Annotated in this window: 13 protein-coding genes; 3 read left to right on the forward strand and 10 right to left on the reverse strand. The window is 62.8% G+C overall.

The features are described 5' to 3' along the window. Positions 1–25: 25 nt before the first annotated feature. Together QXF46_04485 and QXF46_04490 are read right to left on the reverse strand one after the other, a co-directional pair. A complete protein-coding gene (locus QXF46_04485; protein MEM0226110.1) occupies positions 26–763 on the reverse strand; it encodes an ABC transporter ATP-binding protein in 738 nt (245 codons plus the stop codon). After that, a complete protein-coding gene (locus QXF46_04490; GenBank protein ID MEM0226111.1) occupies positions 760–2,274 on the reverse strand; it encodes an ABC transporter permease subunit in 1,515 nt (504 codons plus the stop codon). The genes QXF46_04485 and QXF46_04490 overlap by 4 nt, the downstream gene beginning before the upstream one ends. 53 nt (positions 2,275–2,327) lie before the next feature. On the opposite strand from QXF46_04490, the gene QXF46_04495 reads away from it, so the two are divergent. After that, complete coding sequence (locus QXF46_04495; protein MEM0226112.1) at positions 2,328–2,885, forward strand: AAA-associated domain-containing protein; 558 nt, start codon at positions 2,328–2,330, stop codon at positions 2,883–2,885. On the opposite strand, the gene QXF46_04500 is transcribed toward QXF46_04495, so the two are convergent. Then, positions 2,860–4,095: an Nre family DNA repair protein gene (locus tag QXF46_04500; GenBank protein MEM0226113.1), complete on the reverse strand. Its 1,236-nt coding sequence runs from the start codon at positions 4,093–4,095 to the stop codon at positions 2,860–2,862. The genes QXF46_04495 and QXF46_04500 overlap by 26 nt on opposite strands. A 50-nt stretch (positions 4,096–4,145) precedes the next feature. Between QXF46_04500 and speD the strand changes: the two genes are divergently transcribed. Then, positions 4,146–4,535: an adenosylmethionine decarboxylase gene (gene speD, locus QXF46_04505; protein MEM0226114.1), complete on the forward strand. Its 390-nt coding sequence runs from the start codon at positions 4,146–4,148 to the stop codon at positions 4,533–4,535. Positions 4,536–4,557: 22 nt separating this feature from the next. Here speD and QXF46_04510 read toward each other — a convergent pair whose 3' ends face one another. Further along, the gene (locus tag QXF46_04510; GenBank protein MEM0226115.1) at positions 4,558–5,109 is read right to left on the reverse strand and encodes a TMEM165/GDT1 family protein; all 552 of its coding nucleotides are present in this window, start codon (positions 5,107–5,109) and stop codon (positions 4,558–4,560) included. Positions 5,110–5,159: 50 nt separating this feature from the next. On the opposite strand from QXF46_04510, the gene QXF46_04515 reads away from it, so the two are divergent. Continuing rightward, positions 5,160–5,930, forward strand: a complete 771-nt coding sequence (locus QXF46_04515; protein MEM0226116.1) for a sugar phosphate isomerase/epimerase — start codon at positions 5,160–5,162, stop codon at positions 5,928–5,930. Positions 5,931–5,968: 38 nt separating this feature from the next. Here the strand turns inward: QXF46_04515 and QXF46_04520 are convergent, their stop codons facing one another. From QXF46_04520 to QXF46_04545, 6 genes are all read right to left on the reverse strand, one after another. Further along, positions 5,969–7,999, reverse strand: coding sequence for a transglutaminase-like domain-containing protein (locus QXF46_04520; protein ID MEM0226117.1), 2,031 nt, complete (start codon positions 7,997–7,999; stop codon positions 5,969–5,971). Positions 8,000–8,099: 100 nt separating this feature from the next. Next, positions 8,100–8,747: an ABC transporter ATP-binding protein gene (locus tag QXF46_04525; protein MEM0226118.1), complete on the reverse strand. Its 648-nt coding sequence runs from the start codon at positions 8,745–8,747 to the stop codon at positions 8,100–8,102. Then, complete coding sequence (locus QXF46_04530) at positions 8,738–9,481, reverse strand: hypothetical protein (protein ID MEM0226119.1); 744 nt, start codon at positions 9,479–9,481, stop codon at positions 8,738–8,740. Before QXF46_04530 ends, QXF46_04525 begins: the two co-directional genes overlap by 10 nt. A gap of 15 nt (positions 9,482–9,496) precedes the next feature. Next, complete coding sequence (locus tag QXF46_04535) at positions 9,497–9,994, reverse strand: hypothetical protein (protein ID MEM0226120.1); 498 nt, start codon at positions 9,992–9,994, stop codon at positions 9,497–9,499. Then, on the reverse strand, positions 9,991–11,286 hold the full coding sequence (locus QXF46_04540) for a hypothetical protein (protein ID MEM0226121.1): 1,296 nt from the start codon (positions 11,284–11,286) through the stop codon (positions 9,991–9,993). The genes QXF46_04535 and QXF46_04540 overlap by 4 nt, the downstream gene beginning before the upstream one ends. Positions 11,287–11,347: 61 nt before the next feature. Then, positions 11,348–11,782: a hypothetical protein gene (locus QXF46_04545; protein MEM0226122.1), complete on the reverse strand. Its 435-nt coding sequence runs from the start codon at positions 11,780–11,782 to the stop codon at positions 11,348–11,350. Positions 11,783–11,904: the final 122 nt, after the last annotated feature.

The raw sequence follows: 11,904 nt of genomic DNA on the forward strand, positions 1-11,904 counted from the left end.
GCGGGTGGTTAAAATGGAAAGCGGGCTATGCAGATATCAGCTCGTAGACCTTGTCCTCCAGCTTCTGGAACTCGGGGGAGCGCCTATCTCTCGGCCTGGGAAGGTCGACCTCGATGATCCCGCGGATCTTCGCTGGCCTCGGTGTGAGGATGACGACGCGGTCGGCCATGAAGATGGCCTCGTCGACGCTGTGGGTCACCATGATTATGGCCCGGACGGTTGTGACCTTTAGGGTCCAAAGGTCGAGGATCTCGGTCCTCAGCGACTCGGCGGTGAGCGGGTCGAGGTTGGAGAAGGGCTCGTCCATCAGCAGGATCTTCGGCTCTACGGCTAGCGCGCGGGCAATGTTCACCCTCTGCTTCATCCCCCCGCTCAGCTCCCTCGGGTAGAAGTCCTCGAAGGCCTGCAAACCGGTTAGGGAGAGGTACTTGTGCGCTCTCTCTCGTGCCTCCCTCCAGCTCATCCCGTTCGCCCTCAGCGGGAGAGCGACGTTGTCGAGGACCGTGAGCCAGGGGAGGAGCGTGGGGAACTGGAAGATGAAGCCCACCCTAGGCGTTTTATCGTGAATGACGATCCTCCCGCCGTCCGGCTTCTCGACGCCGGCAATGATCCTCAGGAGGGTTGTCTTCCCGCAACCCGAGGGGCCGAGGATCGCGATGAACTCCTCCCCCACCTCCAGGCTTATGCCATCGAGCACTTGGACTACGTTCCCACCCTGCCTGAACGATTTCCTGACGTCCTCGATTGAGAGCACGGGGATCACTCCACACCACCGCCGTACCGGCTCTCAACCCACTCGAAAACCCTCCTCCAAAAAGTCTTGTTCACCGCTACGATCACGAGAGAGAGGACGAGTGCAGAGAGCGCCACCCCGGCGTAGTCCCCGGCGTAGGCAGCCCTGTTGAGCGCTGCTCCAGCGCCACCCAGGTCGATGACACGGTCGCCCAGCTCCACGTACTCAGCCGCTACCGCGGAGTTCCACGCGCCGCCCCAGGCGCTGAGGGCTCCTGCCGCGAGGGAGGGCATGAGCATTGGAGCGAATATCATCCTCATGAACCACCAGCCCCGGATTCGGTAAACCTTTGCCATCTCGTCGAGCTCCCTCCTGATCGAGCTTACCCCGTAGATGAGCAGATTGAAGAAGAGGTACCACGCCGAACCCTGGAGGAAGACGATCGCAGAGACGATGTGGGGGCCGAGAGGGCTCCCCACAGCGATGCCAGCCAAGAGCGGCCACCAGATCACAGCGGGTATGGAGGCGAGAACTTCACCGGCGAGAATGACCAGCTGGCCAGTCCACGCGCTGGCGTAGACTGCGTACGCGGCCAGCAGCGAAATCGCTACGCCGAGCGATACGATGGCTGCCACTCGGGCGAGCGAGACCGGGATCCCGAGCACAACGTCGAATACGTCCGAAGGAACGCCATGTGCCGGAGCGCTCGAGGCCGAAGCGCCCGCTACCGCGTGCAGGAGTAGGGCGAGCAGCACTGCTGCAACCGCTAGGCCTGCGTAACGCGGCAGGCTCACCCCTACCCTCAGGCTCATGATCGCGCTGCTCAAAGCCGTCCAGAGCTTCGAGACGGCGCTGCGGACAACTGCGTACGCGGCCGGTACGCCGGGGAGCTGGTAGCCTAGGATCCCCGCGCAGGCGGGGTTCCAGAGGAGCAGGTAGGTGGCCAGTATGACGGCTATGAGCGTGGCTACGCCGGCCTGGAAGCTCAGGGCGTCCCCTCGCGCGAACGCCTCCATGATGAACGTCCCGAGCCCGAGCAGCCTGTGCTCCTCCTCACCCATCGAGATGACCTCGGAGGAGGTTAGGAAGAACCAGCCGCCGGCCCACGAAACCAGGCTGTTCGCGATCAGCGAGTTCCTCGCGGCTGGAACGCAGATGTAGAAGAACGTTGCCGCCCTCCCCAAGCCGTAGACCTTCGCCATCTCGAAGAGGCCCGGCTCAAGGCTCTTAACGGACGTGTAGACGCCGAAGATCATGTTCCAGACCTGGCTAGTGACGATGAGGAACACAGCTGCAGCCTCCTGCCCCAGCCCGGGGGGTAGGGTGGCCACGAAGAAGGCTAGAGCCGCGGGGAAGAAGCCGAGGATGGGGATCGACTGCAGCACGTCCAGGACCGGTAGGAGAACCCTTTCGACACCCCTGCTGCGCGCCATCCATACGCCCACGGTGAGGGAGATCAGCAGGGAGATCAAGTAGGCTAAGAACATCCTGAACGTGCTGAGCGCCGCGCACAGCAGCAGGTAGAGCACAGTCAGCGCCACATCGGCTTTCCAGCAACCTTTAAAAATGTCACCTATATTCAGGAGGCAAGGTGGTGGAGGGGGTGGATCAGGGCGATAGCAGTAGACGGGGGAGGCAAGTCCTCCCCCCTGACGTGACCCCCGATCACGTGTTGGGCCTCGTGGAGCTGCTTCACAGTCTAGGCAGCGGGATCGACTCCATGTACGTGGGTGATGCCATAAGCGAAGACGTGAGCATGCTCCCCCACGCGATCGACGTCGCGGAAGCTCTGGGCTTGATCGCGCAGAGGGAGGGCAACCTTGAACTCACCGATAGGGGGAGGCAGGTTGCTAGTGGCAACCCGAAGACCGTCAAGAGGCTCCTCCAGGAGGTGGTTCTCCGGCTCGAGCCCTTCAACGAGATCGTAGAGAAGTTGAGAGAGAAGAGCGAAATGCCAGTGGAGGAATTCGAAGAAATCCTCGAGAAAGTGTACCCAACCCAGCTGGAGCAGGCTAAGCATAACATCCTCGTGTGGGGAGCCTTCCTCGGGCTCTTCAAGATGAGCGAGGACGACGAGAGGATTGTAGCAATCCACATACCCAGAGCGAGGGAAACGCAGGGTAGGGCTAGAGGAGGCGAGCATCAGGCTTAAGGAGCCTCTTCAGTAGTCTAGACTTCCCGACAACGATGTCTACCCTCGTTTCCAACCTTCTGGCCAGCTCTGAGAGCGCGTGCTCGACGCTGTCGAGCTTGACGGGCGGCGAGGAGAGAGCGGCTCTCACGCTCTCCCTGATCTGCCACGAGCCGACGGGCGCGTAGTAGGCCGGCGTGACTTCCCTGATCGCGACGACCGTCGCTTGCCGCCCAACCCTGTGCAGGTGCTCGAGCACCGGAAGCCTTATCGCGTGGTAGCCGCCGTCCACCTCCGGGACCCTCGCCCTCCCGTCGTGGAGCTCGTAGTTGACGGCGATGTACGGCTCCCCCGCCTTCACCCAAACGCTACGGGGCAGCCAGATCTCGATCATCTCGAAGCTCCACGACCCCGGCGCCAGAACGATGGCGTAGCGGTTCCCGATGTACTCGCTGTAGTGCAGCACCAGATTCGGGTACTCGGGCATCCGCTTCACCTCGCGCAGGAGGAGGTCGCCCAGCATCTTATCGACGGCCGTTATAGCCCACCTGGTCGGCACGATCCTCCTGGCGGGCAGCTGACCGAGCAAGCCGAGGCTCAGCAGCCTAGTCAGGTAGTAGTTGTCGAAACCGGCCCTGTAGAGCTCCGCGACCGCCTCCCTCGCCTTGACACCGTAATCCTCGACCAGCTGGTCAACCTTTCTGGGCACAGCCGGGTTGCCGACGATTCTAATGTCCTCCAGCCAACCCCTAAGACCGGTCGGGGTGATCAAGCCGTCGAACGTCAGCCGAGGGCTCGGCGGCTTGACGAAACGGTACTCGGCGTCGACGGGCTTGACGGAGAGGGCGGCCTCCCTCGTCGCTTCGAGCAGCTTGTTCCCGCCGCGCGCCATCTTAACCCTGACTGTGAAGCTCGAGTAGACCGTCGAGGCCCGCAGCGCGATGATGTCCTCGAGGGTCAGCCTACCCCACCAGGCCCTGTAATCCTCGTAGCGCTTGGCGCCCTCACCGACCTCGGGGACAGCCACCGGGCCCAGCCTGACGCTCGGGTACCCAAACTCGCCGACGATGACGGAGGGCGGGGTAGCCCCGTCGAGCTCTCTCTTCGTGAGCATTGGGGATGCCTTCACGCTCTCGATGTAGCGCTTCAGGATGGGGCACACGGGCCTCCCGCAGAGCCTGGCCGCTCCTTTGCACCTCGCGCAGAGGGTCGCGTCGAGCTTCGAAGGCACCTGGGAAAGGTGGGGGCTAAGCTTTTATCTGCTGCGCTTGCGCACTTACTGTGGAAACGGTAGGGTACCACTACATAGTGGAGGCCTCCGGCTGCGATCCAGAGATACTTGGGAGCGTTGACAGGCTGAGAGAGCTCCTGACGAGGGCGGCCAAGAACGCAAGGATGGATGTGAAGGGGAGCTACTTCTTCAAGTTCACGCCGACGGGCGTCAGCGGCACCCTGATCGTCGCGATGTCCCACATCTCGATACACACTTGGCCGGAGCACGGGTACGCCGCGCTGGACGTCTACGTCTGCGGCACAGGCTCGGATCCGGAGAAAGCCGTCAACGAGATCCTGGCGGGCTTGGGCGCTAAGCACGCCCACATCACGGAGATCCAGAGGGGTTTGAAGGACAACGACGAGTACACACACGCGATCGTCACGTGGGAACTCTAGGGCACCCCTCTTTCTCTACTTTTTAGGGTGCAATTAACATCAAGATTCCTATAGCTACGAACAGTAGGCCAACAACCTTCTTGATGAGCGCTAGAGGCAGGCGCTTCGCGATCACTGAGCCCAACGCGGTGGCCATCGCCATCAGGGTGATGCCTGCCGCGGCGATTCCCAGGGCCACTTCGGCGAGCGAGCCCGTGGAAGCCGTTAACGCCACGGCGGTCAAGTTCGTTTTATCTCCCAGCTCGGCGAGGAACATGAGGCAGAAGCCCTTCGTGAAGCTGCAGTTTCCGAGGAACCTCTCCCCCTCCTTCTTGAGGAGTGTCAGGAGGCCCACGGCGGCGAAGAGGGCCCCCACAGCTGCTCTAAGCAGATAGGGATCGAAGCAGCCGCGGAGTAGCAAGCCCAGCGGTGCAGTTAGGAGGTTGGCCGCGATGAAGCCGGTTGAAGCGGCCAAGAACGCCGTGAAAGGCTTACCCCCCGCGGCCAGCGCGAAGCCGATCAGCTGGGTCTTGTCGCCCAGCTCCGCAATCAGCATGGCCGCGAAGGTCGCGGCGAAGACTTCGAGCCTCGGCACCGTTGCGTCGGTTCGGAAGCCCTTAAATACCTTAACCTCCAGCGAACCCCGTGACCCGACCTAAAATCGCCGTTCAACTGTTCTCGGTTCGCGAGGACTGCGCCCGCGATCTCCCCGGGACGCTGGAGGCCATCGCAAAGATGGGCTACGAAGGCGTCGAGTTCGCGGGCTACTACAACCGCACGGCCAGCGAGCTTCGCGAGCTACTGGAGAGGTTCGGCCTCGAGCCCGCTGGCACACATATCGGCATCGACGCGCTCCGCGAGGCTTCTCTCGACGAAACCATCAGTTTCCACAGGGAACTCGGAGTCAAGTACCTGATCGTCCCCTGGATCCCCGATGACATGCGGAACAGCCGGGAAGCGTGGCTGAGGACAGCCCGCTTCTTCAACCTGGTCGCTGAGCGGCTGAAGCGGGAGGGCATGTACACAGGCTACCACAACCACGTTGAGGAGTTCAAGCACTTCAACGGCGAAACCGGCTGGGAGATCTTCGCAAAAGCCACCCTCCCCGAGGTCGTCCTGCAGCTTGACGTCGGCAACGCGATGCACGGCGGTGTAACGATGGAGCAGGTGCTCGGCTTCATCAGGTCGTTCCCGGGGCGGACGAAGACGATACACTTGAAGGAGTTCTCGCGCAGGGATCGCCAAGCCATCCTCGGCGAGGGAGAGGTCAGGTGGGCCGACCTCCTGTCGGCCTGCATCAAGGTCGGCGGCACCGAGTGGTTCATCGTCGAGCAGGAGAGCTACAAGTACCCGCCGCTCAAGTGCGTCGAGCTCTGCCTCAAGAACCTGAAATCGATCCTAGAGACGGTCGCGTGAACCCTGGCTAAACCGCGTCAGGCCGCGCGGGCGGGCGGCTACAATAGCAGCTTTCTCCTCCTCAGCGCGATAACGAGTAGGCCGAGGGCTAGCGCCGCGGCCGCAGCCAGCAGCAAGCCCGGGCTGTAGACGGCTGGAACCCTGAGATGCGTCGAAGCCCTGCTCGCCCCGTAGCCAGGAGCCCCCTCGAAGACGGCCGACACCGTCCACTCCCCCTCGTCCAGCTCCAGTTCAACCGTGAAGGTCCCATCGGGTGACACCGTGACCCTGCGCTCCACCCTTCTACCCTCCGAGACCGCCTCGACGAGGATCGTCGCCCCCTCTACCGCGGGCTTGAGCACCCCCCGAACGAGCGCGCGGCCCTCGCTCCAGACAGCCTCGATCTCGAGCCGCGTTGGCACCTCGACGAGGGCCTCGACTGTGGCCGCCGCGTGCTCGAAAACCTCGTTCCCCGGCCAGAAGGCTGAAACCCTGTACCTACCCGGCTCAACCGCGGGTACCGTTAGGGCGAACGTGCCGTTCACCAACCGGACAGTGTAGGGTTTCGCGAGGCCCGAGGGCGCGGTGACGATCAGGGTTAGGTTGGTGTCCACGGGTGGGTTGAGCCGCCCCTCCAGGGCCAGCTCACCGCCCCTCTGGCTGGCTTGAAGTACGAGCTCGCTGGGCCTCTTGTCGACGTAGATGGTGAATCCCCTGCTCGACGGCGCGTAGCCCGGAAGGCCGGGGAAGGTGGCGTTGAGGGACCAGGCGCCCGCTTCATCGAGGTGCAGCTCCAACGTCCACTTGCCCTCTCGATCCGTTCGAGTTTCGAGCGAGACCGTCCTCCCGCTCGGCTTTCGCACGTGGAGCAGGATGGTTGCGTTCGCGAGGCCGGGGGTGAGGGAGCCGTTCAGCTTGAGAGTTTCGAGCGCAAGGGCCCGGCTGGGGTATCGCACCTCAACCTCCGTCCTCCTAACCCATGGGAGGGGCAGGGGCCTTAGGAAGCTCTTCACCCTGGCGATGCTGTCCCCCTCTCTCACAACCGCGTACTCCTCGTAGTAGAAGAGGGGTGTGGACGCGATCTCAGCCGCCCACCTCCGGAACTCCGCGATGTAGTCCTCCCGGCAGACGTCCCCAATCCTGACGGTCACGATCGTCTGCCAGGCCCAGGCGTCCGACGGGGCCGAGGTCCTGATCGCGTCGAGGGGGTCGCCGGTCGTGGCGTGGAACGTCAGGTCCACGGGGAGCCAGCCCCAAGGGGGGACGTAGACCTCAGCCCACGCGTGGCCGTAATCGATCCCGTAGAACGCGTAGTAGTAGTGGCCCTCCGGAGACCATATGACCCGCGCCTCCCTGTAGTTGAAGTCGGCCACTAGGGCGGTCTTCAGGTAGGCTGGCACCCCCAGCGAGCGGAGCATCAGGATCAGGAGGTTCGCCTGGTCGTCGCAATCACCCCTCCCCCTCCCGGCCTCCAGCCTTTCGGGGGGCAACGTCTCGTTCGGGTAGCGGGGCCCCTTCCCCACATCGTACTCCACCTTCCTCCAGATCCAATCCACGAGCTTGGCGACGATCGTGAGCACGCGTTCCTCTCCCCCCGCAATGGCCGATGCTGCTTCAGCCAGGTACCGCATCGAAGGGTGGTCGTAGCGCCAGGGGCCTGAGGGCGCGGTCAGCCAGGCCAAGTCCCTCGGAATCTCCGCGAGCCGCCCAGAGGCTTCGAAGCTCAGCTCGGGCGCCCTGAACCTCCGCACCTCCACGAGCGCCACGACCTCCAGCTCGGCCGTGGACTTCGGCGGCAGCTGTGCCGGGCAGGCGACCTCGAGGTAGCGGCTGCCGCAATCGCCGGCGATCATGCGGCTCCCGCACTCCAGCGGGCTGCCCCCAACCCTGACGGTGAAGTTGAGCAGCCGGGAGAACTGGTGGGTATCGTTGAGAGGGAGCTCAACGAGCAGGGGCGGCAGGGGGTGCGGGCTCGTGGAGTTGTTCGCCACGGTGAGCCTCACCCACAGGTAGACCCTAACGTCGTAGGGCGAAGCGAGAGCCACCGCGCCAGCCAGGGCGACGAGAGCCAGCAAGCCCGGGAGCCTCATCTTCCCCACCCTAGCAAAACCCGCATAGCTATAAGCGCTGCGATCGACCGAAGGGCTTCGAGCGGAAGGCGTTCGCTGGGGTTGGGCAGCCGATGCCCGCCTAGGCCGGCTTCTCAACCGAAACGACTCTACCGTCCTCGAACCTGACGATAGTGTCCGCGAGGCCCTCGAAGTCTCCCGGGATGTAGTGGGTCGCGATGAGGAACGTGGAGCCCGAGTCCTTCAGCTCGGCGATCAACTTGGTGACGCGGGCGATGGTGGGCCGGTCGATCAGCGTGAAGGGCTCGTCGAGCACGTAGAGCTCGGCTTCGGCGAGGAAGGCGGTGAGCAGCAGGACGCGCTTAGCCATTCCGCTCGAGTACGTCAGGATGCTCGAGCCCCAGTACCCGTCGACACCCAGCTCGGCGGCCAGTTTCTCCAGTCTGCCCTCGCCAACGCCCTTCATCGAGCAGAGCTCGCGCAGGAAGTCCCGGCCCGTCATCCACCAGGGGAGCGGAGCCCCCTCCATGGCGAAGGAAACTCTGGCGGCCAGCTGGGGCCACTGCCTCCATGGGTCGAGGTTGAGGACCCTGATCCGCCCGCTCGTCGCCCGAAGCATGCCGACGGCCAGCTTCAGGAAGGTGGTCTTCCCTGAGCCGTTTGGGCCCAGCAGCAGGTGCACGCCCCTCCCCAAGCTCAGGTTGACGTCCCTCAGCGCCCACGTGAAAGCGAAGCGCTTGCTCAAGCCCTCCGCGCGGACTACTTCCACCTCACCTCACCCCTCAGCTGCAGCGCAAAGGCTGCGCAGGCGTGCACCAGCGCGATCGCGAACCTGTCTCCGTACTGCTGGATCGCTGCGGCGGGGCCGAATGGCTGGAAGACCGTGAAGCTGATTGGTATCAGCATGAGAGGGCCGCCGAAGAGGGTCTCCATGAGGTACGCCTCGAGGAAGGCCCCTACGAGGAAGTACATCGGCCTCCCCACCACGAGAGCCCAGAAGGAGTAGAACGAGATGAGGTAGAGCGATAGGAAGGCGGCGGCAGCGTAGACCGCCACTGAAGCCGAGAGGAATTCGGCGAAGCGGGTGAGCATCCTGTAGTCCCAGACCACGGCCATGAAGACCTTGGAGGCGGCGAGCGGGGTTGACACGAGCAGTAGGCCCGCCGCGATCTTCGCCAGGTACACCGGCGCCCTACCCACCCCGAACGAGTGCCTGACGTACGAGAAGCCCTCGCCCTCCTCGAAGGAGAAGAGCACCGCCGATACGAGGGCGGCGTGAACCGCTGTGACGAGATGGTCGCCTAAGCCCCAAGCGGAAGTGATCAGGAAGAACCAAATTCCCCCCGGCGGCTCGGGGTAGTACTCTCCGATGATGGAGATCCTGAAGCGGTCGTACAGGTAGATGTAGGCGAAGAAGACGGCCGCCGAGATGGCCCAGACGTGGAAGAGGTTCAGGTACCAGTTGACGAGCCTAAGCCACCTAGTGGCGCTTCCAGACCGCATAGCCGGCCACCCCCGTCAGGAGCAGGCCCGCGAGAGCCGCGGGTGCGTAGGCTCGAACGTAGCCGCTCTTGTCACCTCTCGAGGCCACGACCTCAGCCCTGCACTCGCACCCCCCTCCCCCCTTAGATCCCACTCCAGCAGAATCTCGTGGACTCCGCCGAGCTCCGCGACGAAAAGGGGCGGGTGCAGAGCCTCGCCCTCCACCTCCCCGGAGTGCTCGTAAACTCGGCCGGTTGAAACGTGCCTCACGCGGAGCGTGTAGCTTCCCCCCGCGAGCCTGCACCCGCTCAGGAAGACCTGGATCAAGACGGTATCGTTTGCGTGCAGCAGCAATCTCAGGCTCACAACTGTCCGCACCCACTCGGGTTTCAGCTCGAAGAGCTCGAGATCGAAGCTGTGGATCTTGGAAGATACCAGGGGTTGAGCGGTCAAGGGGTTCGGGTTGACGGCGTCGTCGATGAAGATGAGGGGTACGAGCGCTAGGGCCAGAGCGACTACCAGCCCGAGCCTCATCCCCTCACCAGCCTCTTCCCCACCTGCAGCAGGACGATCAGAGCCGCGGACGCGACAACTGCGGCGTGGACGAGCGGGTCAACCCTGCCCACTCCCCCCAGCTTCATCTCTAGCCTGTGCAGCGAGGATTCGACGAGCTTCAGCGCGAGCGGCCCCCCCGAGAGGACGCGCCACCACGAGGCTCCGAAGTAGCTTGAAACGGGTGACGGCACATGATCCATGTGCATCCAGGGTATTTCGGGCAACCCCGGGATGGCTTCAAGCAGGACTCCGGTGACCCTGTCGTAGACGAGCGTCATCGAGAGCATGGGCGTTACCTCGTAGACGGCGCCGTACTCCACCAACCCGACCACCTCCACCAGCGGCGGAAGCCCGGAGTATCTTTGCTCGCGACGAACAGTCTTCAGCGTCCACGGCTTAAACTCCTTTACCACCTCGTAGGTGTCGTAGATGTAGCTGCTCACGACCGCGTGCGTGCCGTTGCCGAAGTCTACGAACCGGGAGCCGGGCGGCAAAAGCCGCTTAAACTCCTCCACAGTGATCCCCGGCGGGAGGCCGTAGGAGATTACGGCGTAGTATCTCGAGTAGAGGGAGGTGCCGACCGCGGTTCGCACCGAGCCCACCACCACCTTACCATCGTTCAGCACGTAGTCCCTGCCGGCCAACTGGGAGAAGTTCACGTACACTATCGTTGCAATTCCGTCAATGCCCTCGCGACCCTCACCCTCAATGGGCAGCCAGCCGGCCAGCACGACCGTCGAGTTCAACCCCAGCTCCCATCGACGGAGCTGGAAGATCCACTCGCCGAGCGGAGCACCCGTCTCGGCGTCACGGACGTCGCCGGTCACCGGATCCACGGTTACGGTGACGGGCCTGGTGAACGTTTTCGAGAGCCAGAAGACGTACTCTCCAATCTCCACCGGTTCGTCCGCCCAGCGGGTCAACCACTCGAAGTACTCGACGCTCCTCCTTCGGCAGGCGAGAGTAAAGTTTGCGAAAACGTAGCTTATGTTAGCGCGCGCATCGAACTTCTCCACCACAACCTCGAGCGAGTCGAAGCCGAGGAAGCACTCAGAGAACTCGAAGCGTCCAACCTTCACCAACACCTCTGTAACGACTCTGGGCGAAGCGTTAACGAGCCTGAACACTTCTCGTGCAATCCCCGCATAATGCGCGGCCAAGCTAGATCTTTCCCAAAACTCGAGCTCGACCGGCTGAACCACGTACCTCAACCTTACGATGGGGGGCGCGAAGGCCGAGTGAGCTGCGCAGAGTACGAGAGCGAGAGCCATGAAAGCAAAAAAACCTCATTCCGCTCCCAATTCCCTCGGGAATCAACCATATAAGCTTGCTCTATCCTTCGGTTCGCGAAACAGCGTAGTACCCGTACAGAAACGCTGCTACGCTCGTCTCCGCGCCATCGCACCAGCTCTTAACGTACGAGAAAACGTAGCCGCCAGCCGATCCCCGTTGATATACTTGGCTGTTTTCACCATATGGGCAGGCACTAAAGAATTTTATGATCCTTCCAGTCCTTCCAGAGTACGTTTCGAGGAAGGCCGTGTTAACAATGCATAAATTACAAGATTTAATACCACTGCTTACCCCCTTGGCGTAACCGGAGGAATTGTCGGGGTTTGTGCCCTCAATCTGCGCGCAAGCGGTTACGGCTGTTACGATTCTACTGGCTGATCGGCAGCAGGATATGGACAGCGCGTAGCTAGCCAGGAGGATGACAGCTAACGCGGTGGAAAGCAGGAGTGCCACCCTGAGGATTTTAATTCGCACAGTTACACTGCGCGTCCTTCCTCTTTTTTCGGTGTGCCCTGAAAGTTTCGCGATTCTTCTCTGCTGGCGTTGTGGGCTGCCTCCCGAGCGGGGTTGGGCTTTTAAGATTCCCAGAGTACTCG

Source organism: Thermofilaceae archaeon (genome assembly GCA_038731975.1).
Lineage (GTDB): Archaea > Thermoproteota > Thermoprotei > Thermofilales > Thermofilaceae > JANXEW01.